This window comes from Stenotrophomonas sp. 57 (assembly GCF_030291075.1).
In the GTDB taxonomy this organism is placed as follows: domain Bacteria; phylum Pseudomonadota; class Gammaproteobacteria; order Xanthomonadales; family Xanthomonadaceae; genus Stenotrophomonas.
Genome location: NZ_CP127407.1, coordinates 3,041,673 through 3,067,135 on the forward strand (window position 1 = coordinate 3,041,673; position 25,463 = coordinate 3,067,135).

The following is a 25,463-nucleotide window of genomic DNA, read 5'->3' on the forward strand; positions in this document are numbered from 1 at the left end:
TTAGACGCCCTTTTGAATCACGCCGAAGAACACCATGACGGCGGTAACCGCGATCCACAGAATGGCCAGCGGGATGAAGACCTTCCAGCCCAGGCGCATGATCTGGTCATAGCGGAAGCGCGGGAAGCTGGCACGGAACCAGATGTAGGCACTGGCGAAGAAGAACACCTTGACGAACAGCCACGGTGCACCGCCCTTCCAGATCCAGTCGACCAGCGGCGAGACATCGCCGAAGTTGACCCAGCCCTGGACCGGGCTCAGCCAGCCGCCGAGGAAGAAGATCGAGATCAGGAAGCTGATCAGGATCATGTTCGCGTATTCGGCCAGGAAGAACAGGGCGAAGGCACCGCCGGAGTACTCGACCATGTGGCCGGCGACGATTTCCGACTCGCCTTCCACCACGTCGAACGGCGCGCGGTTGGTTTCAGCCACGCCCGACACCCAGTAGATGACGAACAGCGGGAACAGCGGCAGCAGGAACCAGTCGAAGAAGCCGGAACTGCCGGCCTGCGCCATCACGATGTTGCTCAGGTTCAGGCTGCCCGAGGCGATCATCACGCCGACCAGGGCGAAGCCCATGGCGATTTCGTAGCTGATCATCTGCGCCGAGGCGCGCATCGCACCCAGGAACGCATACTTCGAGTTGGATGCCCAACCGGCCAGGATGATGCCGTAGATGCCCAGCGAGGTCATCGCCAGCAGGTACAGCAGGCCGGCGTTGGCGTTGGACAGCACGATCTGCGAATCGAAGGGCACCACCGACCAGGCCGCGAAGGCCGGGGCCAGGGTGATCAGCGGGGCGAGCAGATAGATCGCCTTGTTGGCGCTGCTCGGCTGGACCACTTCCTTGAACAGCAGCTTGAAGACGTCGGCGAAGGCCTGGAAGATGCCCATGCCCACGTACATCGGGCCGTGGCGGACGTGCATCCAGCCGATCAGCTTGCGTTCCCAGACCACGTAGAAGGCCACCGAGATGATCACCGGAACGGCGATCACCAGGATCTTCAGGATGATCCAGATCAGCGCGCCGATGTCACCGAGGCCCAGCAGCCACTGGTGCAGCGGGTCGACCGCGTTCAACAGCAATTCGTTCATGCAGCCACCACCGATACGCGAGCGGCACCCAGCGGCGCGGTCGCGCCGTGGCCCGATTCAATCCAGACCGAACCCGCAGCGACGCGGGCGTCGACCACCACCGGCAGGGTGGCCTTGCCGGCATCGGTGCCGACCTTGGCCATCTGCCCTTCCTGCAGCTGCAGGCGAGCGGCATCTTCAGCGTTCAGCACGATGCGCGGGGCGTTGTTGAGCGGATGCGACTGCAGCGCCGGGGCGCGACGGACCACCGCATCGGTGCGGTAGATCGCGGCGGTCGAAGCCACTTCGAGGCCTTCACCGGCAACCGCCGGCTGCGCCGAAGCGGCGACGTCGACCGACACCGGGGCCAGGCTGGCACGCAGGCCGGCCAGGTCGGTGAAGTCGAAACCGGCCAGCGCCATGTCGCCGCCCAGTGCGCGCAGCACGCGCCAGCCTTCACGGGCCTCGCCCGGCAGCTTGCCGCCGGCACGGGCCGACTGCTCGCGACCATCGAGGTTGGTCAGGGTGGCATCGATTTCCGGCAGCGCACCGATCGGCAGGATCACGTCGGCAACGTCGCGGGTGGACACGCAGGCGAACTGGCTGAAGGCCACCACCTGGGCACCGGCCAGCGCCTTGCGCGCGGCGGGGGCGTCGGCGAAGTCCAGGCCCGGCTCCAGGCCGTACACCACGTAGGCCTGGCGCGGCTGCGCCAGCATGGCGGCCACGTCCTTGCCGGCCGGCAGCACGCCGGCGCGGGTCAGGCCCACGGCATTGGCGCCCTGCGGGATGCGGCACAGCTTGGCACCGGTGGCGGCAGCGAAATCACGCGCAGCGGCGCGGATCGCGGCAGCCTGCGGGTGGTTCTCGGCGATGCCACCGACGATCAGCACGGTGTTGCTGCCGCCCTGTACGGCCGAACGTAGCTCGGCGTTGGCCAGTGCGTCGACGAACTTCGACGGCGCGACGATCTGCTTGCCGGCGATGCCGAAGGCGAAGTCGAAATCAACCGGGTTGATGACGTGGATCTTCGCGCCCTTGGTGGTCTGCGCCTTGCGCAGACGGGCGTGCAGCAGCGGCAGTTCGTGGCGGATGTTGCTGCCCAGAACGACGATGCGGTCGGCGCCTTCGATCTCCGCCAGCGGCAGGCCGAACACTTCGGCGGTGGCGGCGTCGGAGAAATCGCGGTTGTTGATGCGGTGGTCGATGTTGGTCGAGCCCAGGCCCTTGGCCAGGCGGGACAGCAACGCGCCCTCCTCGTTCGAGGTGGACGGATGCACCAGCACGCCCAGGTTGTCGCCCTGGTTCGCCTTGAGGATTTCGGCGGCTGCGGCCAGGCCTTCGGCCCAGCTCACTTCCTTCCACTCGCCATTGACCTTACGCAGCGGCTTGACCGCACGGTCTTCGCTGTACAGGCCTTGGTGCGAGTAGCGGTCACGGTCGGACAGCCAGCACTCGTTCACCGCTTCATTGTCGCGCGGCACGGTGCGCAGCACTTCGCCGCGACGCACGTGCAGGAACAGGTTCGAACCCATCGCGTCGTGGTAACCCAGCGACTCGCGCGCGGTCAGTTCCCACGGGCGGGCGCGGAACTGGAACACCTTGTTGGTCAGCGCACCGACCGGGCAGACGTCGACGACGTTGCCGGACAGCTCGGTGGTCAGCGGCTTGCCGTCGAAGGTACCGATCTGCAGGTTCTCACCGCGGTACATGCCACCCAGCTCGTAGGTACCGGCAACGTCGGCGGTGAAGCGGACGCAGCGGGTGCACTGGATGCAGCGGGTCATCTCGGTGGCGACCAGCGGGCCCATGTCCTCGTCCGGCACCACGCGCTTGCGCTCGTTGAAGCGGCTGACCGAACGGCCATAGCCCAGCGACACGTCCTGCAGCTCGCACTCGCCGCCCTGATCGCAGATCGGGCAGTCCAGCGGGTGGTTGATGAGCAGGAACTCCATCACCGAGCGCTGGAACTTCAGTGCCTTCTCGCTGCGGGTGGCGACCTTCATGCCATCCATCACCGGCGTGGCGCAGGCCGGCGCCGGCTTCGGCGACTTCTCCACGTCCACCAGGCACATGCGGCAGTTGGCGGCGATCGGCAGCTTCTCGTGGTAGCAGAAGCGCGGAATGGAGATGCCGGCCTTGTCGGCGGCCTGGATGATCATCGAGCCCTTGGGCACGACCAGCGACTTGCCATCGATCTCGATGGTGACGTGATCGGGTGGGACGCTCGGATTTACGGGTTGCGCGCTCATGCAGCGGCTGCCTCCACCTTCTTGCCGTCAACCATCGAATGACCGTTGACGATGTAGTACTCGAACTCGTCCCAGAACTGGCGCAGGAAGCCCTGGATGGGCCATGCAGCCGCTTCGCCGAACGCACAGATGGTGTGGCCTTCGATCTGGCCGGCCACCGCCTTCAGCTGGTGCAGGTCTTCCATCGTGGCCTTGCCGGCGACGATGCGCTCCAGCACGCGGTGCATCCAGCCGGTGCCTTCACGGCACGGGGTGCACTGGCCACAGGATTCCTTGTGAAAGAACTGGCTGATGCGGCAGGCGAACTTGACGCAGCAGACGCTGTCGTCGAGCACCACGATCGCGCCCGAACCCAGGCCGGAGCCCAGTGCACGAATGGTGTCGTAGTCCATCGGCAGGTCCTCCAGCTCGGCCGCGGTCAGCACCGGCATCGACACGCCGCCCGGGATCGCGCCCTTCAGCGTGCGGCCCGGACGCAGGCCACCGGCCATTTCCAGCAGGTCGTGGAATTTGGTGCCGAGCGGCACTTCGAAGTTGCCGCCGTTCTGCACGCAGCCGGACACCGAGAAGCACTTCGGACCGCCGTTGGCGGTCAGGCTCAGGCCCTTGAACCACTCCGGGCCGTTGCGGATGATCGCCGGCACCGAACCATAGGTTTCGGTGTTGTTGATCGTCGACGGCTTGCCGTACAGGCCGAAGTTGGCCGGGAACGGCGGCTTGTAGCGCGGCTGGCCCTTCTTGCCTTCCAGCGATTCCATCAGCGCGGTTTCTTCGCCGCAGATGTAGGCGCCAGCGCCCAGCGCGCCGTAGATGTCGATGTCCACGCCGCTGCCGAGGATGTTCTTGCCCAGCCAGCCGTTTGCATAGGCTTCGGCCAGGGCCTGCTCGAAGTGCTCGAACGGCTCGTGGTGGAACTCACCGCGCAGGTAGTTGTAGCCCACGGTCGAACCGGTGGCGTAGCAGGCGATCGCCATGCCTTCCACCACCGAATGCGGGTTGTAGCGCAGGATGTCACGGTCCTTGCAGGTGCCCGGCTCGGATTCGTCCGAGTTGCAGAGGATGTACTTCTGCATGTTGCCCTTGGGCATGAAGGACCACTTCAGGCCGGTCGGGAAGCCCGCGCCGCCGCGGCCGCGCAGGCCCGAGGCCTTGACCATCTCGATGACCTGCTCCGGCGGGATCTTCTCTTCGAGGATCTTGCGCAGGGCGGCGTAGCCACCGGTCTTCAGGTAGCTTTCGTACGACCACGGGGTGTCGTAATGCAGGGTGGTGTAGACCACCTGGTGCGGCAGCGGCGCGGGGCCGACCGGACCCTTGGATTCGTGGTGATGTGCCATGCCCTTACTCCAGCCCGTCCAGCAGCTCGTCGACCTTTTCCAGGGTCAGACGCTCATGGTAGTGACCGTTGATGACCATCATCGGCGCGCCACCGCAGCCGGCCAGGCACTCTTCCTCGCGCTTGAGGTAGACGCGGCCGTCCGGGGTCGATTCACCGTGCTTGATGCCCAGCTTCTTCTCGCAATGGCGCACGATGTCCTCCGCGCCATTGAGCCAGCAGCTGATGTTGGTGCAGATGGCCACGTTGTTGCGACCCACCTTCTCGGTCTCGAACATCGAGTAGAAGCTGGCCACCTCGTAGGCCCACACCGGCGGCAGGTCCAGGTACTTGGCCACGCCGGCGATCAGTTCGTCGGTCAGCCAGCCCTGGTTCTGCTCCTGGGCCGCATGCAGGCCCTGCAGCACGGCAGAGCGCTTGCGGTCCGGCGGGAACTTGGACAGCCAGTGATCGATGTGAGCGCGGGTCTTGTCGCTCAGCACCACCATCGGGTCGACGTCGCGCGCCGCCTCGAAATTACCTGTCGCCTTCATCGGCCGACCTCAGCGAAATGCATAACGTGAAATTCCAGAAACTGCGGCGCCGGCTTGCGCCGGCTGCCTGCAGCGGGCGTTGGCGTGGCGGACGGCATTACCGGTCAACCTCGCCGAACACCAGGTCGTAGGTACCGATCATCGCCACCACGTCGGCCAGCATGTGGCCGCGCACGATCGAATCGATCGAGGACAGGTGGGCGAAGCCCGGTGCGCGCAGGTGCACGCGGAAGGGCTTGTTGGCGCCATCGGAGACCAGGTAGCAGCCGAACTCGCCCTTCGGGGCTTCCACCGCCGAGTAGGTCTCGCCGGCCGGCACGCAGTAGCCTTCGCTGAACAGCTTGAAGTGGTGGATCAGCGCTTCCATGTCGTCCTTCATGTCCTCGCGCCTGGGCGGAGCGACCTTGAAGTTCTTCACCATCACCGGGCCCGGGTTGGCCTTCAGCCACGCCACGCACTGCTTGATGATGCGGTTGGATTCGCGCATTTCGGCAACGCGGACCAGGTAACGGTCGTAGCAGTCGCCTTCCTTGCCCAGCGGGATGTCGAAATCGACGGCATCGTACTTGGCGTACGGACGCTTCTTGCGCAGGTCCCAGGCAACGCCCGAGCCGCGCAGCATCACGCCGGTCATGCCCCACTGGTGAGCCAGTTCCGGAGTGACCACGCCGATGCCGACGGTACGCTGCTTCCAGATGCGGTTGTCGGTCAGCAGGGTTTCGTATTCGTCGATGCGCTTGGGGAACTCGACGGTGAAGTTTTCCAGGAAGTCCAGCAGCGAACCTTCGCGCGAAGCATTGAGCTGCTTCAGCGCCTTGCCCTTGTGCCAGCGCGATTCCTTGTACTTCGGCATGTGGTCCGGCAGGTCGCGGTAGACACCGCCCGGACGGTAGTACGCCGCGTGCATGCGCGCGCCGGAGACCGCTTCATAGCAGTCCATCAGCTCTTCGCGCTCGCGGAAGGCGTACAGCATCACCGCCATCGCACCCAGGTCGAGGGCGTTGGAGCCCAGCCACATCAGGTGGTTGAGGATACGGGTGATTTCGTCGTACATGGTGCGGATGTACTGCGCACGCTCCGGCGCCTCGATGCCCATCAGGGTCTCGATCGCGCGCACGTAGGCGTGCTCGTTGCACATCATCGACACGTAGTCCAGGCGATCCATGTAGCCGATCGACTGGTTGAACGGCTTGGACTCGGCCAGCTTCTCGGTACCACGGTGCAGCAGACCCACGTGCGGGTCGGCGCGCATGATGGTTTCGCCGTCCATTTCCAGGATCAGGCGCAGCACGCCGTGCGCGGCCGGATGCTGCGGGCCGAAGTTCATGGTGTAGTTGCGGATTTCCTGCCGTGCTTCGGCCGGATTGCTCGCGAACGCTTCGCGGGCCTGGTGGAACTCGCTCACTTCACTGCCTCCTGCGCGCGCTCGCCTTCTGCGGTCTGCAGACGGGCGTCGTCACGGATCACGCGCGGCACGCCGACACGCGGCTCCACCGAGGTGACCGGTTCGTAGATCACGCGCTTCTTTTCTTCGTCGTAGCGGACTTCGACATTGCCGATCAGCGGGAAGTCCTTGCGGAACGGATGGCCGACGAAACCGTAGTCGGTCAGGATCCGGCGCAGGTCCGGGTGGCCTTCGAAGATCACGCCATACAGGTCGAACGCTTCGCGCTCGAACCAGTTCAGGCCCGGCCAGATGCCGGTCAGCGAGGACACCACCGGCAGTGCTTCGTCAGGGGCGAAGCAGCGCAGGTGCATCATCAGGTTGTGCTGGTACGAACGCAGCTGGGCGACCACGGCGAAACGCTGGGTCGGCATGTGCTGCGGGCGGGCACCATCGGCACCGTTTTCCTCGGTGGGGAACTCGCCCCACGCGAAACGACCCTGGGCCTTGCCTTCGACACCGCGGCTGAAACCCTGCGAGGACACGTCGGCGGTGTCCCATTCGTCGGAGCCATAGCCAAGGTAGTCGACGCCGCAGAGATCCACGGCCTGCTCGAAACCAAACTCGTCACGCAGCGCCAGCGCGGTGGCATGCCACTCGGCGGCAGGCACCTCCAGCGTCACTTCGCCGCGGGGTTCGACCACGATGACCTTCGCACCAGCGAAACGTGCGGAGAGTCGGTCGATGAAGGATGCTTGCTCTGCCATGGGGGCTTGGCGCGCTCTTGTAGTGTGGAAGGGTCAGCGGGCGATGGTCTGTGTACGCCAGATCTTCTTCTGCAGCTGCAGGATCCCGTACACCAGCGCCTCGGCGGTCGGCGGGCAGCCCGGGACGTAGACGTCCACCGGTACCACGCGATCACAGCCGCGCACGACAGAATAGGAGTAATGGTAGTAGCCGCCACCGTTGGCGCAGCTGCCCATCGAGATGACCCACTTCGGGTCCGGCATCTGGTCGTAGACCTTGCGCAGCGCCGGGGCCATCTTGTTGACCAGGGTACCGGCCACGATCATCACGTCGGACTGACGCGGCGACGGGCGGAACACCACGCCGTAGCGGTCAAGGTCCAGGCGCGCGGCGCCGGCGTGCATCATCTCGACCGCGCAGCAGGCCAGGCCGAAGGTCATCGGCCACATCGAGCCGGTGCGCGCCCAGTTCAGCAGTGCGTCGACGCTGGTGGTGACGAAGCCCTTTTCCAGCAGCGGGTTGTCGCCCTCCGGCCGCAGGATGTCATCAACCCGGCCTTCCGGCGTGGGGTTGTTCATGAGGCCATCGAGAGTCTGAATCACTCCCATTCCAGCGCTCCCTTCTTCCAGACGTAAATGAAACCGAGGAACAGCATGCCGACGAACAGGCCCATGGTGACGAGCGAACGGGCGCCCAGTTCCATGAAGACCTGGGTCCACGGCACGATGAAGATGATTTCCAGGTCGAAGACGATGAACTGGATCGCGATCAGGTAGTAGCGCACGTCGAACTTCATGCGCGCGTCTTCGAAGGCTTCGAAGCCGCACTCATACGGCGACAGCTTTTCCAGATCGGGGCGGCGGGGACCGAGGAATCGACCAACCAGCATCAGCGTAATGCCGATACCGGTGGCAACGATCAGAAACAGCAGAGACGGCAAATATTCGGCCAGCACAGCGATTCTCTCTTGCCTCTGCCGCTGCGCCTGCAGGCGCTTTGGCATGGGGGAGTGGACGGGAATCTACCCGGCGCCTTGCGCGCCAGGCGAACCCGCTTTACTTACAAATGGTGCCCAAGAGGGGACTCGAACCCCTACGACCTAAGTCGCTACCACCTCAAGGTAGTGCGTCTACCAATTCCGCCACCTGGGCAAACGATCACATCAGACTATCTTCCCGATGCGCCGCGTATTGTAACCGGCTTCAGTGTTTCTGGGAGCCTTCCGAAGGCTTTTCTTCACCAGAAACCGAAGATTCCGCCTGAGCCGGCACATTGGCGGCCGGAACCGGGGCGACCGGGACCGCATCGGCCTTCGGAACGGCCGGCAGTTCACCCGCCGGAGCCGCCGGGGCGGACGCCGCTGGAGCGGACATCAGACCCAGATCCTGGTCGGCCGCCGGGCGGGTGCCGTGACCGGCATACCAGGCCATGAAGAGGCTGATGCCGAAGAACACGACCGCCAGCCACTTGGTCGACTTGGACAGGAAGTTCGAGGCGCCGCGCGCACCGAACACCGTGCCCGAGGCACCGGCGCCAAAGCCCGAACCCGCCGCCGCACCCGAGCCACGCTGCATCAGGATCAGCGCGATCATGGCCACAGCGACCAGCACGTAGACGACATTGAGGATCAACATCAGCATTGGAAACCGCCCTCGGACAATACTTCTAGGATTAGTTCGCGGCCGCCGCCCTTGCGATGGCCAGGAAGTCCGCGGCCACCAGGGAGGCGCCGCCGACCAGCCCACCATCGACATCCGGCTGCGCGAACAGTTCCCCGGCATTGTCGGGCTTCACGCTACCGCCGTAAACAATGGGCAGTGAATCAGCGATTCTAGCATCGATACGCGCGACTTCGCCACGGATGAACGCGTGCACCTGCTGCGCCTGCTCCTTGCTGGCGGTCTTGCCGGTACCGATGGCCCAGACCGGCTCGTAGGCAACCACGGCATTGGCGAAGCCCTCGCCCCCGACCAGGGCCAGCACCGGGGCCAGCTGGCCGGCGATGACCGCCTCGGTCTGCCCGGCCTCGCGCTGCTCCAGAGTCTCGCCCACGCACAGTACCGGCACCAGGCCGGCATGCAGGGCCGCGGCGAACTTGCGCGCGACCAGCTCGCTGCTTTCATGGTGGTACTGGCGGCGCTCGGAGTGGCCGACCAGGCCGTAGCGGGCACCGACCTCGTGCAGCATCGCGGCGCAGACCTCACCGGTATAGGCGCCCTTCTCGTTGCTGCTGACGTCCTGGGCACCGAACACCAGGCCGGTGTCACCAAAGTCCTCGACCAGCTCGCCCAGGTACGGCAGCGGCGGCAGGATCACCACGTCCACCCCGTCCAGCGGCAGCCCGGCGGCCACCTGCCCCAGCAGTTCATTGGCGAATTGACGGCTGCCATGCAGCTTCCAGTTTCCGGCGACGATCTTGCGGCGCATGAGCGGGTGGCTCCTGTGTGAAGTCAGCCGGTCATGATACCCGTTACGGCAAAAATCCGTTTCCGTGTAAGCGGTTACATGGATTTTCAGCCAACGGCGCAGCCCCTCGTGGCGGGGGTGGGGTTGGGTTGGTCGCGGAGAGCCCGGCTAGATCTGGGGCTTGGCCGGGCGGGTGGGGATGGCGGGGGACGCCGTAAACCCGTCCGTGGGGGCTTGGCCGCGGCATCCATGCCGCGGACACCCCCGTCATCCCCACCCGCCCGGCCTCTGACACATCCAGGCGGTTCCGCCCGCCACGGAAAGAAAAAAGAAGAGCAAGAGCAAAAGCGGTATTCCGGGTGGCTGTCGGGTTGGACCAGCCCCCTACCCCACTTCGATCTGACAGATCTCATCCACGCATGGCGTGGATCTACAGTGTCGACCAAGGTCGACACCTACCAACCGTCACCGGGAGACTGCCGAAGGCGGGGCGGTGTGGGTTGGCAGGACCGTTGGCGCCATGGATGGCGCCATCGAGCCCCCAGGGGTGAGGGCGCTTTGCTTGCGAAGCACTGCTTCGCAAGCGCCCGAACGCGCAGCCGCCAGCGGCTGGGCCGGACCGCGGAGCGGGGTTTACGGCGTCCCCGCCATCCGACACCTCCCCGCCTCCCCACGGAACACCCCAGAGCCGCTTTGGCTTTGGCTTTGGCTTTGGCCTCGGCGGGTGCAGGGTGCAACCCTGCAAAGAAAAAGGCCGCCTTTCGGCGGCCTTCTCACTCATTACTTCAGCTTGATCTCGCGCAGGCGTTCCTCGAGGAAGCCGTGGGCGGTGATCGGCTCCGGGTACCGGCTCGGGTTCTCGGCGGTGATGCACGACGGCAGCACGTCGATCAGGAAGTCCGGGTTCGGGTGCAGGAAGAACGGCACCGAGTAACGCGGCTGGCGCGCCAGGTCGCCCGGGGGGTTGACCACGCGGTGGATGGTCGATGGGTACACATGGTTGGTCAGGCGCTGCAGCATGTCGCCGATGTTGACCACGATCGTGTCCGCGTCTGACGTAAACGGCACCCACTCGCCCTCGTGCGACTGCACTTCCAGGCCCGCGGCACTGGCGCCGACCAGCAGGGTGATGAAGTTGATGTCGCCATGGGCGCCGGCACGCACGTTCGGGATGTCGTCGGTGGTGATCGGCGGGTAGTGGATCGGGCGCAGGATCGAGTTGCCGAAGTTGGTCTTGTCGGCGAAGAAGTCTTCCGGCAGGCCGATGTGCAGGGCCAGCGCCGACAGCACGCGCGAACCCAGGTTGTCCAGCGCCTGGTACAGGCCGTAGCCGCGCTCACGGAAGCCCTCGACCTCGGTCGGCCACAGGTTCGGCGCCATCACGTCGCGGTACTTGGAGTCGTCGGCGATTTCACGCCCGATGTGCCAGAACTCCTTCAGGTCGAAGTGCTTGGAGCCCTTGGCGGTTTCCACGCCGAACGGGGTGTAGCCGCGGGCGCCGCCGCTGCCGGCCACGTGGTACTTGCGCTTGACCTCTTCCGGCAGGGCGAAGAAGGCCTTGAAGGCATCGTAGGCCGCATCGATGTCGGCCTGCGGGATGCCGTGGTTGCGGATGCCCGCGAATCCCCATTGGCGATAGGCCGCGCCCAGCTCGGCCACGAAGGCCTCGCGGTCGCTGTCGAAACGGGTGATGTCGAGGGTGGGGATCTGGCTCACAGCGGTTCCTGGCTTGTCATTGGGTCTGGAGGGCCAGCGCATTCATGGCCCGCATGAACATTGTGACAGATCGCCCGGCGGACGCTACTCGATACCTGGAAACAAACCGATACAATGCGCGACCTGTGGCAACTTAACGATTCCATCACGTTTCGCCGCAGGCCCCCTCCGCGCCTCCTGACCGCCTGCCGACCTGCACTTCCATGCCCATCGTTCCAGATGCCGCCGCCACGTCCCTCGCAGGCCGCGCCCGTCGCTGGCGCCGGCTGGCGTGGTGGTCCCTGTTCGTACTGGGCAATGCCGTACTGGCGGCGATGATCACCCTGGGCAACGTGCCGCTGCGCGACAACCCGGGCGGCGGCCAGGGCCTGGCCTACCTGGCGGTCGCCCTGCCCGGCCACCTGCTCGCCTTCGGCGCGCTGGCCGGCGTGCTGCCCCTGCTGCTGGGCCTGTGGCCGCGCAGCGCGCGTACGCTCAGCATCAGTGCGGTGCTGCTGCAGGGCCTGTGGCTGTGCCTGCTGCTGGTCGATGCCAAGGTGTTCACCCTGTACCGCTTCCACCTCAACGCCATGGTCGTGAACATGGTGTTCGGCGGCGCCCTGCAGGACCAGGTGGCGTTGTCGTGGAAGACCTGGGTGCAGGTCGGCCTGCTGGTGGCGGCCATCTTCACCGCCGAGGGCATCCTGGCCTGGGCCTGCTGGAAACTGCTGCCCGCCGCGCCACGTCGGCGGCGCGTCCTGCAGGGGTGGACGCTGGTCGTGCTGCTGATGGCCGGCGGCCAGGTGGCCACTGCCTATTACGATGCCCGCGGCGATCGTGACGTGATTGCCCAGTGGAACTACCTGCCCTGGGCCCAGCCGATCACCGCCAAGAGCTTCATGCGCAGGCTGGGCGTGGTCAGTGAACAACAGGTCGGCCTGCCGGATCCGCGGCATGCGCAGCTGCTGTATCCGCTGCAGCCGCTGCGCTGCCAGAATCCGCACCGCCCGAACGTGCTGATGGTGGTGCTGGAATCGCTGCGCCACGACGCCCTCACCCCACAGATCATGCCGAACACCTCGGCGCTGGCCGCGTCCGCGCGCGTGTACGACCGGCATTTCAGCACCGGCAACGCCACCCGCTATGGCCTGTTCGGCCTGCTCTACGGCCTGCCGGGCGGCTACTGGCCAAGCATGCTTGACGAGCAGCGCGGCTCGCAGCTGTTCAAGGTGCTGGGCCAGCAGGGGTACGACCTGCATCTGTATGGCAGTGCGCCGCTGTACAGCCCGGAATTCGACCGCACCGTGTTCGCCGACGTGCGCGAGCAGCTGCACCAAGGGCCCTCGCAACTGGGCTCGGAAGGACGCGACAGCAGCATCGTCGCCTCGCTGCGCAAGGACATCCGTGCCAGCCAGGCGACGCACACCCCGTGGTTCGGCTTCGTGTTCCTCGATTCCACCCATGCGCCCTATCACATGCCGGCCGGCTACCCGCCGCTGGCAACCCCGATGGCGCAGGACATCGACTTCCTCAGCTTCGGCCCGGACCACGACCCGACTCCGGAACTGAACCGCTACCGGACCGCCGTGCATTACGCCGACAGTCTGGTCGGGACCCTGCTGGACGACCTCCGCGCGCAGGGCCTGGACCAGGACACCATCGTGCTGGTTACCGGCGACCATGCCGAGGAGTTCAACGACCTGAAGCTGAACTACTGGGGCCACAACGGCAATTTCTCCGACTACCAGCTGCAGGTGCCGTTCGTACTGCACTGGCCGGGCCAGGGCAGCGGCCACGAGGCCCGCACCAGTTCGCACGAGGACTGGGTGCCAACCCTGATGCGTCATGCACTGGGCTGCGAGAACGCGCTGACCGACTTCAGCACGGGACAGGATCTGCTGGCCGAAGCCGCCGGCGAACGTGCGCTGGTGGTGGAAAGCTGGTCGCAACGCGCCGTGCGCCATGGCGATGCCATCTACGTATTCGACAAGTTCGGCAACGCCACCGCGCTGGATCTGCAGTACCGCCCTCTCCCGCAACAGGCCCCGGATGCCGCGGCCGTCCGTACCGCCTGGGAAGCGCTGACCCGCTTCCGCAACCGCTGACCACAAAGGATGGTTTCCATGAATCGCCCGCTGCGTATCCTGCATACCGAAGCCGCCAAAGGAATGGGCGGCCAGGAGATCTACATCTTCCGCCACATGCAGGTGATGCGTGCGCGTGGGCACCAGGTGTCCCTGCTGTGCCAGCCCGACGCCCGGCTTGCCCAGCTTGCACGCGATGACGGCTTCACCGTGCATACCCTGCGCATGGGCGGTCTGGCGCGGCTGCTGCGCGGCATCGGGTCGGTATCGCGCCTGGTGCGGCGCGAGCGCTACGACGTGGTCAACACCACAAGCCGCCGCGACACGATGATCGCCGCAGCCGGCGCGCGCCTGGGCGGCACACCGCTGGTGGTGCGCTCGCGCCACCTGATGAGCCCGGTCAACTCGCTGCTGACCTATACCGGCCTGCCGCACCGGATCATCACCGTCAGCGACTTCGTCAAGCGGCTGCTGGTCGACCGTGGCATCGCCGCCGAGCGCATCGGCATCGTACCGCCGATGGCGACGCCCCCGCGCTGGGACACCCCCGAGCAGGGCGATCCCTGGAAGAACCTGCAGGACACCCGCGCACAGGTCCGCGGCGAGCTGGGTTTCGCCGAGCGCGACATCGTGGTCGGCTGCGTGGCCGTGCTGCGCGAGCCCAAGGGCCATGCCGAGCTGCTGCGCGCCATTGCGCCCCTGTGCAAGGCCAACCCCGACCTTCACCTGGCCGTGGTGGGTGACGGCGAACCGGTCATGGGTCGCCTGCAGGCGCTGCGCAGCGAGCTCGGCCTGGACACGCAGGTTCATCTGCTCGGCTTCCGCAGCGATGCCCACCGACTGATGGCCGGCTTCGATATCTTCGCGCTGGCCACCCACAAGGAAGCCTCGGGCACCGTGTTCCTCGAGGCCGCCCAAGCGGCACTGCCGATCGTCTCGCATCATGTTGGCGGCGTGCCTGAAATGGTGGTGGAAGGCAGCAATGCCATCCTCACCCGGCTGGGCGACGACGCGGCACTCACCGGCGCATTGCGGCTGCTGGTGGATGATCCGGAGCGCCGCCGGCAGATGGGCCGCGCCGGTTGGGACTGGATCCGCAGCAGCCCGCGGTTCAACGCGAGCGGCCACGGAGAGGCCACCGAAAATTATTACCTCCAATGGTTGAAGGAGCTGGGTCATGGCTAATGCCAGAACCGTACCGGTGCTGATGCACCACCATGTCAGCAACTCGCCGGGCATGATCACCGTATCCCCGGAAAACTTCGAGAGCCAGATCGCCTGGCTCGCACGCACCGGCTGGACCTCGCTGACGCTGGACCAGTACGCCGGCTTCCTGGCCGGCAAGCCGGTACCGCGCAAGTCGATCGTGATCACCTTCGATGATGGCTATCTGGACAACTGGGTCTATGCCCATCCGATCCTGCAGAAGTACGGCATGCATGCGGTGGTGTTCGTGGTCACCGGCTGGATGCACGAAGGCCCGATCCGTCCGCATGCAGGCATTGCGGGCGCCGAGCTGCCGGTCACGCCGGAACATCGCGCCTGCGAAGACCTGATCTACAAGCAGGGCCGCAGCGATGAGGTGATGATGCGCTGGAGCGAAGCGCGTGCGGCGATCGAAGCCGGCACGTTCGAGGTCCACTGCCACACCCACAGCCACACCCGCTGGCTCAAGCGCGATGACCTGGACCGTGCACAGCGCCGCGAAGGCATCAGCGGCGATCTGGCCATGGCGAAGCAGACGCTGCTGGAAAAGCTCGGCGAAGTCTCCGATACGCTGTGCTGGCCCTATGGCGACTTCGACGATGACTACATCGAAGTGGCACGCGAACAAGGCTTCCGCTACCTGCACACCACCCACCCGTTCGGCCGCAACGTGGTCGGTGGCGATCCTGAGCGCATCTATCGCTTCGCAATCCGCAACCGCCCGGCCAGCTGGCTGCGCAAGCGCATCGCGTGGAGCTACAACCCGCTGATCGCACCGATCTTCAACGGCTTCAAGGCGCGTCAGAAGAAGATGGTGCCGGGCCCGTAGATGGTTACCTCCCTCCCTGCAGCGGCAGCATCCGGTTTACGAATGGATTCCAAGGAACAGTGAAGGCAATGAACGTCCTGGTGACCGGCGGTGCTGGCTATATCGGCTCGCATGCGTGCGTCGAACTTCAGCAGCAGGGGCACAGCGTGGTGATCGTCGATTCGCTGTGCAACAGCGATGTAGGCGTCATCGAGCGCATTGGCAGGATCACCGGTACGGCGCCGACCTTCGTGCAGCTCGACATCCGTGATCGGGCGCGCATGGCCGCCCTGATGCAGGCGCACGCGATCGATGCCGTCCTGCATTTCGCGGCGCTCAAGTCCGTCGGTGAATCCCAGCAGATTCCACTGCAGTACTTCGACAGCAACATCAGCGGCTCGATTGCCCTGCTCGGTGCCATGCAGGATGCAGGCGTGCCGTTGCTGGTGTTCAGCTCTTCGGCAACGGTATACGGCAACCAGGACCGCTGCCCGGTGGCCGAGACTGCCTCGACCTGCGCGATGACGCCCTATGGGCGCACCAAGCTGGTGGTCGAGCAGCTGCTCGCCGACCTGGCGGCAACGGGCCAGGGCCTGCACATAGCGACGCTGCGCTACTTCAACCCTGTCGGCGCCCACGCCAGCGCGCTCATCGGCGAGCTGCCACATGGCACGCCAAGCAACCTGATGCCCTATATCGCGCAGGTCGCGGCCGGCCTGCTGCCGGAAGTGCAGGTCTTCGGGGATGACTATCCGACCCATGACGGCACCGGCGTGCGCGACTACATCCATGTGCAGGACGTCGCCAGCGCCCACGTGCTGGCCCTGCAGTTCCTTCGCGACCAGCGGCGCAGCATCACGCTCAACCTCGGCACCGGCCAGGGCCACAGCGTGCTGGAACTGATCCAGGCCTTCGAGCGGACGACCGGTGTCCGTGTTCCGTTCCGCATCGTCCCGCGCCGCAGCGGCGACATCGCCGTGAGCTACGCCGATGCAACGCTGGCCCTGCGCGAGCTGGGCTGGAAGGCCCGCCACGATCTCACCGACATGTGCCGGGACACCTGGAAGTGGCAACGGGCGATGGCACAGGCCACGCAAGGTACAGTGCCAACGTACCTGCCCGCGCGCTGATGCGGGCAGGTGCCACTGGTCAGAAGAAGCGCCCGTACACCACCTGCACGATCTCACCATTTCCGGTGCTGATCAGCAGCGCATCCGGGCCATAGCGCACCCATTCGTAGCCCATCGGCGGCATGTCCAGGCCGAACAGCCAGAAGTCGTTGAGGATGTAGTCCCCCACCCAGTACGGGCGCGGCAGGATCTAGCCGTAGTGCCAACGCTGGTAGGCATAGCCCATCGGCGGATGATAGGGCCCGATGCGGAAGGCATGGTCGGCGCGGAAGTTGTGTCGGTAGTCGTCGCGGAACGCGGGCCGCGCATTGCCCAGTTCACGGGGGCGTTCCATCCGCGGGTAGCCCCAGGGCGCCCGCATCGGTTCTTCGCGCGGTGCGGACATGTGCGGCCCGCCGTCAGGGCGGCGCTCGGCACTGGCGATGGAGATGCCACCCAGCAACGGCATCACCAGCAGCGCCCCTGCCAGCAGGCGGCGGCTGTGGCACAGTGAGGTGTTCATGGTCAGGGTCCTTGCAACAGAAGAAGAAGGATGGAGCGCGGTCCGCTCCGACCGGCTCCCCGCCCGCGCAAGACCTGCGTGATTGCAAGGGAGCCTGGTACCGGGAATACGCTGCGGGTCGTTCAAGATGCGTCACAAAGCGCCCAGCCGCAGCTGAACATGCTTACCGGTCGTGCATCGTTCAGCCACTGCCGCCGGAAAGCAACATGGCCGCAAACGCGGCCATGTTGATGTTTCAGCTTGTACCGCCGCCGCGACTCAGGCGGCTTCACGCACCGCTGCAGACAGCCGATCCAGCGTTTCCTGCATCAGCGTGGCGTCATCGGCCTCCACGGTAACGCGCACCACCGGCTCGGTACCGGACGGGCGCAGGAACGCACGGCCACGGCCGGCCACCGACTGCTGCGCGGCCGCCAGCGCGGCCTGCACCCTGTCGGCCTGCACGATGGCCTTGGCCGAGACATTGCCCAGCCGCACGTTGACCGTTTTCTGCGGTACCCGCACCAGGCCCTTCAGGGCCTGCCGCAGGGTCTGACCGCTGTTGCGCAGTGCCACCAGTACCTGCAGGGCGCTGACAATGCCATCGCCGGTGGTGGCCCGGTCCAGGCACAACAGGTGGCCGGAGGCCTCACCGCCGAGAACACCATCGCCTTCGACCAGCGCCTGGTGCACGTAGCGATCTCCAACATTGCTGCGCACGAACGGAATCTGCAGATCGGCAAATGCCTTCTCGATGCCGTAGTTGCTCATCAGCGTGCCGACCACCGGGCCACGCAGGCGGCCTTCGGCCTTCCACGCACGGGCGAGGATGTACAGCAGGTCATCGCCGTCCACCGGGTTGCCCTGGTCGTCGGCCATCAGCACGCGATCGCCATCACCGTCGAAGGCGATGCCGAGATCGGCACGGGTCTCGCGGACCTTCGCCGCCAGGTTGTCGATATGAGTGGAACCCACACCGGCGTTGATGTTCACACCATTGGGCTCGGCACCGATGCCGATCACCTCGGCCCCCAGTTCGCGGAACAGCAGCGGCGCGATCTGGTAAGTGGCACCGTGCGCGCAATCCAGTACCAGGCGCAGGCCACGCAGGTCGAAGGTGCGCGGCACGCTGGCCTTGCAGAACTCGATGTAGCGGCCGACCGCTTCGCGTGCGCGGAATGCCTTGCCCAGCTTTTCCGATTCAGCCGTGGTGAACGGAACGTCCAGTGCCGCTTCCAGGGCCAGCTCGGTGGCATCGTCGAGCTTCTCGCCCTGGGCGGAGAAGAACTTGATGCCGTTGTCGTAATGCGGATTGTGCGAGGCACTGATGACGATACCGGCGTCCACGCCCAGCGTACGGGTCAGGAAGGCCACGGCCGGCGTCGGCATCGGTCCCAGCAGCTGCACATCGGCACCGGCCGCGACCAGGCCCGCCTCCAGCGCCGCCTCGAACATGTAACCGGAAATGCGGGTGTCCTTGCCGATCACCACGATAGGCCGGCGCCCGTCCTGGCCACGTTGGGCGACCAGCACGCGGCCCAGGGCATTGCCCAGGCGCAGCACGAAGTCGGCCGAGATCACCCCCTGGCCGACCCGTCCGCGGATGCCGTCCGTACCGAAGTACTTGCGGCCTCCCATCAAGCCACCTGCGGCGCCGGCTGCCGACCCAGCATGGCCAGCAGGTCGGACAGGCGGTCGCGCAGTTCGCGGCGATCGCAGATCTGGTCGATGGCGCCGTGCTCCAGCAGGAACTCCGAACGCTGGAAGCCTTCCGGCAGCTTCTCGCGTACGGTCTGCTCGATCACGCGCGGGCCGGCGAAGCCGATCAGTGCCTGCGGTTCGGCGATGTTGATGTCGCCCAGCATCGCGAACGACGCCGACACGCCACCGGTGGTCGGATGGGTCAGCACCGAGATGTACGGCAGGCCGGCTTCACGCAGCTTGCCCAGCGCGGCCGAGGTCTTGGCCATCTGCATCAGCGAGAACAGGCCTTCCTGCATGCGCGCGCCGCCGCTCTGCGAGAAGCACACGTAAGGCGCGCCGATCTCCACTGCGGTTTCAGCGGCCAGCGCGAAACGCTCACCCACCACCGAGCCCATCGACCCCCCCATGAAGGCGAAATCGAACGACGAGGCGACCAGCGCACGCCCTTTGAGCAGACCGCGCATGGCGATCAGCGCGTCATACTCACCGGTGTTCTTCTGCGCGATCTTGATGCGCTCGCTGTACTTCTTCTGGTCCTTGAACTTGAGCAGGTCGGTCGGCCCCAGGCGCGCACCGATCTCGGTGGTGCTGTCGGCATCGAACAGTGCCGCCAGGCGCGCGCGCGCGCGGATCGCCATGTGGTGGCCGCACTTCGGGCAGACCTCCAGGTTTTCTTCCAGCTCCGGACGGTACAACGCGCTGCCGCAGTTGCTGCACTTTTCCCACAGGCCCTCGGGGACACTGCGCTTCTTGCTGGGGGTGTTGTCGGTGCGGATGCCGGACGGCATCAACTTGCTGAGCCAACTCATGCGGGAGGACACTTCCGTTCAGGGCGGCCCGGGGGCCGCAAAGGCGGACAGTCTAGCTCCGCTTTCCCTGCCCGTGCACCCCCTTGCCAGCCATGGGGCAGCCGGAAAAAAACCATGCTGGGACGTACGTTTAGGTGCTGGTGGCGCCGGGCATGCCCGGCGGATGTCCTGCCTGCCGCACCGCCGGGCATGGCCCGGCGCTGCCATTATGCGTCCAGCGCCTGCCGCAGCGGGGCAAGGAAGGCGCCGGCACGCTGCGCGGCGTCGTCGGCCGAGGTTGCTTCGGCCAGCGCTGCCACCAGTGCGCTGCCGACCACCACGCCATCGGCCTGGCGCGCCATCGCCGCAGCACTGGCCGCGTCCTTGATGCCGAAACCGGCCACCACCGGTACCGAGGCGCGCGCGCGCAGGGCCTGCAGGCGGGCGCTGGCGGCGTCACTGTCCAGCCGCTCGGACGCGCCGGTAACACCGGCGAAACTCACGTAATAGAGATACCCGCGGGCCAGCGCGAGCAGCTTGTCGGCGCGCGTTTCGCTGGTGGTGGGCGAGGCCAGCAGCACCAGCGCCAGGCCGGCCGCATCGAACGCCTGCTGCGCTTCGCCGGCTTCTTCCGGCGGCAGGTCGACCAGCAGCACGCCGTCCACGCCCGCCGCCACCGCCGCCGTGGCGAATGCCGCGTAGCCATGAATCTCCACGGGATTGAGATAGCCCATCAGCATCACCGGCGTCTGCGTATCGCGCTCGCGGAACTGCGCCACTGCCTGCAGCACGTAGCGGCTGCCTGCTCCCCGTGCCAGCGCGCGCTCGGAGCTGCGCTGGATGGTCGGGCCATCGGCCATCGGGTCGGAGAACGGCACGCCCAGTTCAATCACATCGGCACCGGCCTCGACCAGGGCGTGCATCACCGGCACAGTCGCCTCCAGGGAAGGATCACCGGCGGTGACGAAAGGGATCAACGCCTTGCGGCCAGTGGCACGCAGGCGGGCGAAACAGGCATCGATACGCTCAACGGACATGTCAGGTACATCCTTCAATCAGGTCAACGGCGCCGCTGGCGCCCCAGTACATTCTTGATACAACGCCATCGACGATCCCCACGCGGATCGCCAGGTCCGAGCCCGGGTCCTGCCAGAGCAGGCTCTCACCCGCTTCGGGATCTTCGCCATAGGGCTGCGCGGTGGCGCCGGGAGGAAGCCGTTCCAGCACCTGGGCACGCGGCATGTCCAGGCGCAGGCCGAAGGGCCCCGGCTGCACCACCACCTGCCCGGAATCATCGATCGGGGCCAGGTCAAAGCGCACCACGTCGCCGTCCTGCACCATCATCGCCACGCCCTCCGGCAGCGTGCCGCGCTCGTAATACTCACAGCGACCCTGCGTGGCCTCGTACAGGCCGGCCGAATGCCACTGGCCATCGGCCTGCACTTCGCCGAACTGCTGACCGATCAGCACATCGCCCGCATGGTCCAGCGCCACCGAAACGACGGCCGGTGCACTGCCCGCATCGACGGCCGCAGCAACCACGGGCGCGGGCGCATCGTAGATCGGACGGTGGGCCATGTCGTCATTGCTGGCCGGATGCTGCGCCGCTGCGATGGCCGCCGGTGCCGCCGGCGCGGGCGCCAGCACGGGCGGATCGGGCGGTGTGCAACCGCCCAAGCCCACCACCAGCACCAGCGCGCCACCACGGCGCAGCATCGGATTCACAGCTCCAGACCTTCTCGCGCTGCGATGGTATGCACATCCTTGTCGCCACGGCCGGACAGGTTGCACAGCACGATCTGGTCGCGCGGCCGCTCGCGCGCCAGCTTGATTGCCTGCGCCAGCGCATGGCTGGATTCCAGTGCCGGCAGGATGCCTTCGGTGTGGGCCAGAAGATGGAAGGCCTGCAGCGCTTCCTCATCGGTGATGCCGAGGTAGCGGGCGCGGCCACTGTCGGCCAGGAACGCGTGCTCCGGACCGACGCCGGGGTAATCCAGGCCGGCCGACACCGAATGGGTTTCGATGATCTGGCCATCGTCGTCGCACAGCACATAAGTGCGGTTGCCGTGCAGCACGCCCGGGCGGCCAGCAGCGATGGACGCGGCGTGGCGACCGGTATGGATGCCGTCGCCGGCCGCTTCGGCACCGACGATCTCGACCTGGCGATCGTTGAGGAAGGCATGGAACAGGCCGATGGCATTGCTGCCGCCGCCCACGCAGGCGGTGATCGCGTCCGGCAGGCGGCCGTATTCGGCCAGCATCTGCTCGCGCGCTTCGCGGCCGACGATGGCGTTGAAATCACGCACCATGCGCGGATACGGATCCGGGCCGGCCACGGTGCCGATGATGTAGAAGGTGTCCTGCACGTTGGTCACCCAGTCGCGCATCGCTTCGTTGAGCGCGTCCTTCAGGGTGGCCGAGCCGGAAGTGACCGGCACCACCGTCGCACCGAGCAGCTTCATGCGGTAGACGTTGATCTTCTGCCGCTCGATGTCGGTGGCGCCCATGTACACCACGCATTCCAGGCCCAGCCGCGCGGCGACGGTGGCACTGGCCACGCCATGCTGCCCGGCGCCGGTCTCGGCGATGATGCGCTTCTTGCCCATCCGCGCCGCCAGCAGCGCCTGGCCGATGGTGTTGTTGATCTTGTGCGCGCCGGTGTGGTTCAGGTCTTCGCGCTTGAGCAGGATCTGCGCGCCGCCGACATGGTCGCTCAGGCGCTGGGCGTGGTAGATCGGGCTCGGCCGGCCCACGTAGTGCGCCAGGTCGCGGTCGTAGGCAGCCTGGAATGCCGGGTCCTGGCGGGCCTGGTCATAGGCCTGGGCCAGTTCCTGCAGCGGGCCGACCAGGGTTTCGGCAACGAAGCTGCCGCCGTAGCGGCCGAAGTGGCCCTGGGCATCCGGGAAGACGTGGTAGTCGGCAATGGGGGAGGCAGACATGGATACGACCGGTGGTTCAGACAGGTGGATACTCTAGCGCACAGGTCATGACCGGAAAATCGATATTATCTGGCGTATATCGTCAGGAAATCTCACATGAGCACATCCCTCCTGCCCCCGCTCAATGCACTGCGTGCGTTCGAAGCCGCCGCCCGCCTCGGCGGGGTCGGCCGCGCCGCGCAGGACCTGCATGTCACCCATGGTGCAGTCAGCCGGCAGCTGAAGCTGCTGGAGGATCACCTTGGCCTGGCGTTGTTCCAGCGCGCCGGCCGGGGCCTGCGCCTGACCGCCGCGGGCACCCGCCTGCAGGCAGCCTGCAGCGAGGCCTTCAGCGGCATCGAGGACTGCGTGCGCGAGTTGCGACGACCGGCGGCCTCCCCGGCGCTGGTGCTGGGGTGCAGTGGCAGCGTGCTGGCACGCTGGATGATTCCCCGGCTGCCCGCGCTGCAGACCGCGCTGCCCGGCGTCCGCCTGCAGTGGTCGGCGCTGGATGGCAGTTTCACCGAGGCGCAGACCGCACTGGATGCGGTGTTGCTGCTTGCGCAGGGGCCGTGGCCACGTGGCTGGCAGATACGTGAACTGGCCCCGGAGCGGGTTGGCGTGGTGGTTGCACCCTCGCACCCGGCCGCGCGGCGCCTGCGGCATGCACCGCCTGCAGCACTGCTGCAGGAGACACTGCTGCATACCCACTCACGGCCGCAGGCGTGGCCGGCATGGGCACAGGCGCACGAGCTGAACGTGTCGAAGCTGCAGCTGGGCACGGCCTTCGAGCATCTGTACTACCTGCTGGAAGCCGCGGTCGCCGGGCTGGGTCCGGCGATCGCGCCGGAGCCGCTGGTGGCCGAAGACCTGGCGGCAGGCCGCCTGGTCGCCCCCTGGGGCTTTGCCGCCACCGGCGGCTTCTGGGTACTGGCATGGCCGGATGGCCCGGCCAATCCGCGCGTGGAAGCACTGGCGGACTGGGCGAGCCAGCAACTGCGCTGACAACGAAGCAGGGACGGGGGGATCAAGTCGTTTGTGCCACTTGCGCCTTGATCCCCTCCGCCCCTTTTTTCAGCTGGCGGTCGGGGCGGCCAGGCGCTGCTGCAGGTCGTCGCGCAGGCGCGACAGCTCGACTTCGGCCTGCTGACGCTGCTGCATGCCTTCGCGATGGATGCTGCGCACTTCCTCGACCGTGGCGATCAGCTGGTCGTGCACGTGGCGCAGGGTGGCCACGTCGATCACGCCGCGCTGGTTGCTGCGTGCGGTATCCACCGAGGCCTGACGCAGCAGGTCGGCGTTGCGGCGCATCAGTTCGTTGGTGGCATCGTCGATCGCGGTGGACAGCTCGACCACGGCCTTCTGCTCGCCCAGTGACAGCTGGATCGCGAACTGGCGCTTCCACGACGGAATGGTGATGTCGCGGACGGTGTTGAACTTCTCGATCAGCTGCAACGCATTGGCCTGGATCAGGCGGATCATCGGCAGCGACTGGTCGGCGGCATGCTGCATCAGCTGCAGGTCGGACACGCGCTTCTCGATCAGCCGGATCGCGTTGTCGATCTCGCCCTGGCGGATGCGCTGCTGCGGGTCGTCGCTGCCCTGCCCCGCCACCTGCTCGGCCCGCAGTTCGGCCAGGCGCTGCTTGCCGGCGGCGGCATACAGGCCCAGCGCGTGACGTTCTTCGCGGACGATTTCGTGCATGCGGTCGAACTCGGCGACGCGCTTGCCCATCAACGCCTGTTGCACACCGACGTCGCCCATCAGCTGTTCGATCTGCGCATTGGTGTCGCTGAACTTCTGCACCAGCTCGCCCTTGGACACCCGCAGGCGATCGATCAGGCCGCCGATCACCGGCACCTTCGAACGCTGGGCAAAACCCTCCAGTTTCAGGCTGCGGGCGATGCGCACCACTTCACCCAGCTTGTCGCCACTGGCATCGAGGTCGCGGTTGCGCACCTGGTCCAGCAACTGGCTGGAGAACGCTGCAGTACGCGTGGCCGCCTCGCGGCCGAAGACCTGCAGGTTGCCCGGGCGAAGATCGTCCAGCTCGAGGCGGATCTCGGCAATGCGCGGCAGATCCTCGCGGACCAGGCCCAGTGCCTGCAATGCGCCCTCGTCGAGCGGAGCGGCGGTGGTCGTGCCGGGCACGAGGGCACCGGGGGTCTGGCTGTCCTGGGTCATCGGGCAGTCTCCTTGCGGTTGGGTAAGCGGCAGCGGCGGCCGGCTCACGGCAGTCTAGCCTGAGCCGCCGCAACCTCGTCTTCGATCCGGGCATGCAGCGTGGCGGCCTTTCCCGCCAATGCAGCGCCTGCAGCGGTCTGCTCCGCCAGTGCGGCCTGTCGCCAGGCCGGCAGCAGGACATCATGGATGCGCGCGAAGCGTTGCAGCAGCACCGTGTCCTGCTCCTGCAGCAGCTGCCACTGGGCGGCCTCGACGCGATGCAGCGCGGCCAGCCGACGCAGGTGGTCCAGCCGTTGCGACAGCGCGGCCGCGCCGGCCGCGTCGCACTGCGCCAGCCGTGAAGCGCCCCGTTCGGCCCAGGCGTCCAATGCCGTGGCCGCCTCTGCATGCTCGGCGATGGCCAGGGCCCGCGCCTGCTGGTGCTGTTGCAGGTGCTGGGCCTGTTCGCGCGCCTGCAGCGCCAGCACGCCCAGCTGCGACTGCAGCGCACGCCCTTCCGCCTCGCGGTCGACATCGCGTCCAAGCAGGCGCCCCCACCAGCCTTCCTGTCGGCGGATCTGCGCAGGATTCGCGACCTGCAGCGCCAGCGCGATGCGCGCCAGCGCCGCCACCAGGCCTTCGCCTGCAACCGGCGGCAAGGGTGCGGCGCGCTGGGCAAGTGCCTGCAGCAGCGGCGCACCGTACTCGGCCAGCACAACGACATCAGCGGCATCCGGCAGCATCGGCGATGGCA

The 25,463-nt window shown here is 66.6% G+C and carries 25 protein-coding genes and 1 tRNA gene; 5 read left to right on the forward strand and 21 right to left on the reverse strand.

The genetic code is table 11. The annotated features are described in order from the left end of the window. From nuoH to QP512_RS14205, 12 genes are all read right to left on the reverse strand, one after another. A complete protein-coding gene (nuoH, locus tag QP512_RS14150; RefSeq protein ID WP_014037948.1) occupies positions 1 to 1,095 on the reverse strand; it encodes an NADH-quinone oxidoreductase subunit NuoH in 1,095 nt (364 codons plus the stop codon). Next, complete coding sequence (nuoG, locus tag QP512_RS14155) at positions 1,092 to 3,326, reverse strand: NADH-quinone oxidoreductase subunit NuoG (RefSeq protein WP_286069228.1); 2,235 nt, start codon at positions 3,324 to 3,326, stop codon at positions 1,092 to 1,094. The genes nuoH and nuoG overlap by 4 nt, the downstream gene beginning before the upstream one ends. After that, the gene (nuoF, locus tag QP512_RS14160; protein WP_286069229.1) at positions 3,323 to 4,663 is read right to left on the reverse strand and encodes an NADH-quinone oxidoreductase subunit NuoF; all 1,341 of its coding nucleotides are present in this window, start codon (positions 4,661 to 4,663) and stop codon (positions 3,323 to 3,325) included. The genes nuoG and nuoF overlap by 4 nt, the downstream gene beginning before the upstream one ends. A gap of 4 nt (positions 4,664 to 4,667) precedes the next feature. Further along, positions 4,668 to 5,195 (reverse strand): NADH-quinone oxidoreductase subunit NuoE, encoded by a 528-nt coding sequence (gene nuoE / locus QP512_RS14165; RefSeq protein WP_005410460.1) that lies wholly within the window; start codon positions 5,193 to 5,195, stop codon positions 4,668 to 4,670. A 97-nt stretch (positions 5,196 to 5,292) separates the two neighbouring features. After that, a complete protein-coding gene (locus QP512_RS14170) occupies positions 5,293 to 6,600 on the reverse strand; it encodes an NADH-quinone oxidoreductase subunit D (RefSeq protein ID WP_286069231.1) in 1,308 nt (435 codons plus the stop codon). After that, complete coding sequence (locus QP512_RS14175) at positions 6,597 to 7,346, reverse strand: NADH-quinone oxidoreductase subunit C (protein ID WP_005410462.1); 750 nt, start codon at positions 7,344 to 7,346, stop codon at positions 6,597 to 6,599. The genes QP512_RS14170 and QP512_RS14175 overlap by 4 nt, the downstream gene beginning before the upstream one ends. A 33-nt stretch (positions 7,347 to 7,379) precedes the next feature. Beyond that, entirely contained in the window at positions 7,380 to 7,934 is a 555-nt protein-coding gene (locus tag QP512_RS14180) for an NADH-quinone oxidoreductase subunit B (protein ID WP_005410463.1), read from the reverse strand. Beyond that, entirely contained in the window at positions 7,925 to 8,281 is a 357-nt protein-coding gene (locus tag QP512_RS14185) for an NADH-quinone oxidoreductase subunit A (RefSeq protein ID WP_005414075.1), read from the reverse strand. Before QP512_RS14185 ends, QP512_RS14180 begins: the two co-directional genes overlap by 10 nt. Before the next feature lie 111 nt (positions 8,282 to 8,392). Then, positions 8,393 to 8,477 (reverse strand) — tRNA-Leu (locus QP512_RS14190). 51 nt (positions 8,478 to 8,528) lie between these two features. Beyond that, positions 8,529 to 8,966, reverse strand: a complete 438-nt coding sequence (gene secG / locus QP512_RS14195; RefSeq protein ID WP_286069232.1) for a preprotein translocase subunit SecG — start codon at positions 8,964 to 8,966, stop codon at positions 8,529 to 8,531. Positions 8,967 to 8,997: 31 nt separating this feature from the next. Further along, positions 8,998 to 9,753, reverse strand: coding sequence for a triose-phosphate isomerase (tpiA, locus tag QP512_RS14200; RefSeq protein WP_286069233.1), 756 nt, complete (start codon positions 9,751 to 9,753; stop codon positions 8,998 to 9,000). 759 nt (positions 9,754 to 10,512) lie between these two features. After that, positions 10,513 to 11,490 carry a 2-oxoglutarate and iron-dependent oxygenase domain-containing protein gene (locus tag QP512_RS14205; protein ID WP_286069234.1) on the reverse strand — a complete coding sequence of 326 codons (978 nt, stop codon included), beginning with the start codon at positions 11,488 to 11,490 and terminating at the stop codon, positions 10,513 to 10,515. 161 nt (positions 11,491 to 11,651) lie between these two features. On the opposite strand from QP512_RS14205, the gene QP512_RS14210 reads away from it, so the two are divergent. The 4 genes from QP512_RS14210 (at position 11,652) to galE (ending at position 16,655) form a co-directional block, all read left to right on the forward strand. Further along, positions 11,652 to 13,532, forward strand: coding sequence for a DUF3413 domain-containing protein (locus QP512_RS14210; RefSeq protein WP_286069235.1), 1,881 nt, complete (start codon positions 11,652 to 11,654; stop codon positions 13,530 to 13,532). Between the two features lie 18 nt (positions 13,533 to 13,550). Beyond that, positions 13,551 to 14,696, forward strand: coding sequence for a glycosyltransferase family 4 protein (locus QP512_RS14215; protein ID WP_286069237.1), 1,146 nt, complete (start codon positions 13,551 to 13,553; stop codon positions 14,694 to 14,696). After that, the gene (locus QP512_RS14220) at positions 14,689 to 15,546 is read left to right on the forward strand and encodes a polysaccharide deacetylase family protein (RefSeq protein ID WP_286069239.1); all 858 of its coding nucleotides are present in this window, start codon (positions 14,689 to 14,691) and stop codon (positions 15,544 to 15,546) included. The genes QP512_RS14215 and QP512_RS14220 overlap by 8 nt, the downstream gene beginning before the upstream one ends. A 68-nt stretch (positions 15,547 to 15,614) precedes the next feature. After that, positions 15,615 to 16,655 (forward strand): UDP-glucose 4-epimerase GalE, encoded by a 1,041-nt coding sequence (gene galE, locus QP512_RS14225; RefSeq protein ID WP_286069241.1) that lies wholly within the window; start codon positions 15,615 to 15,617, stop codon positions 16,653 to 16,655. Between the two features lie 19 nt (positions 16,656 to 16,674). Here the strand turns inward: galE and QP512_RS14230 are convergent, their stop codons facing one another. The 7 genes from QP512_RS14230 to trpB form a co-directional block, all read right to left on the reverse strand. After that, positions 16,675 to 16,824: an RcnB family protein gene (locus QP512_RS14230; RefSeq protein WP_286069243.1), complete on the reverse strand. Its 150-nt coding sequence runs from the start codon at positions 16,822 to 16,824 to the stop codon at positions 16,675 to 16,677. Between the two features lie 21 nt (positions 16,825 to 16,845). After that, entirely contained in the window at positions 16,846 to 17,157 is a 312-nt protein-coding gene (locus QP512_RS14235) for a hypothetical protein (protein ID WP_286069244.1), read from the reverse strand. Between the two features lie 258 nt (positions 17,158 to 17,415). After that, positions 17,416 to 18,774 (reverse strand): phosphoglucosamine mutase, encoded by a 1,359-nt coding sequence (glmM, locus tag QP512_RS14240; RefSeq protein ID WP_286069245.1) that lies wholly within the window; start codon positions 18,772 to 18,774, stop codon positions 17,416 to 17,418. Continuing rightward, complete coding sequence (accD, locus tag QP512_RS14245; protein ID WP_019660593.1) at positions 18,774 to 19,649, reverse strand: acetyl-CoA carboxylase, carboxyltransferase subunit beta; 876 nt, start codon at positions 19,647 to 19,649, stop codon at positions 18,774 to 18,776. The genes glmM and accD overlap by 1 nt, the downstream gene beginning before the upstream one ends. A gap of 206 nt (positions 19,650 to 19,855) precedes the next feature. Further along, positions 19,856 to 20,665, reverse strand: a complete 810-nt coding sequence (gene trpA / locus QP512_RS14250; protein ID WP_286069246.1) for a tryptophan synthase subunit alpha — start codon at positions 20,663 to 20,665, stop codon at positions 19,856 to 19,858. A gap of 1 nt (position 20,666) precedes the next feature. After that, entirely contained in the window at positions 20,667 to 21,353 is a 687-nt protein-coding gene (locus QP512_RS14255) for a hypothetical protein (protein ID WP_286069247.1), read from the reverse strand. Further along, positions 21,350 to 22,567, reverse strand: coding sequence for a tryptophan synthase subunit beta (trpB, locus tag QP512_RS14260; RefSeq protein WP_286069248.1), 1,218 nt, complete (start codon positions 22,565 to 22,567; stop codon positions 21,350 to 21,352). The genes QP512_RS14255 and trpB overlap by 4 nt, the downstream gene beginning before the upstream one ends. 96 nt (positions 22,568 to 22,663) lie before the next feature. On the opposite strand from trpB, the gene QP512_RS14265 reads away from it, so the two are divergent. Further along, positions 22,664 to 23,551, forward strand: coding sequence for a LysR family transcriptional regulator (locus QP512_RS14265; RefSeq protein ID WP_286069249.1), 888 nt, complete (start codon positions 22,664 to 22,666; stop codon positions 23,549 to 23,551). 69 nt (positions 23,552 to 23,620) lie between these two features. Here QP512_RS14265 and QP512_RS14270 read toward each other — a convergent pair whose 3' ends face one another. Together QP512_RS14270 and QP512_RS14275 are read right to left on the reverse strand one after the other, a co-directional pair. Next, a complete protein-coding gene (locus tag QP512_RS14270) occupies positions 23,621 to 24,730 on the reverse strand; it encodes a toxic anion resistance protein (RefSeq protein WP_286069250.1) in 1,110 nt (369 codons plus the stop codon). A gap of 44 nt (positions 24,731 to 24,774) precedes the next feature. After that, entirely contained in the window at positions 24,775 to 25,452 is a 678-nt protein-coding gene (locus tag QP512_RS14275) for a hypothetical protein (RefSeq protein ID WP_286069251.1), read from the reverse strand. Positions 25,453 to 25,463: the final 11 nt, after the last annotated feature.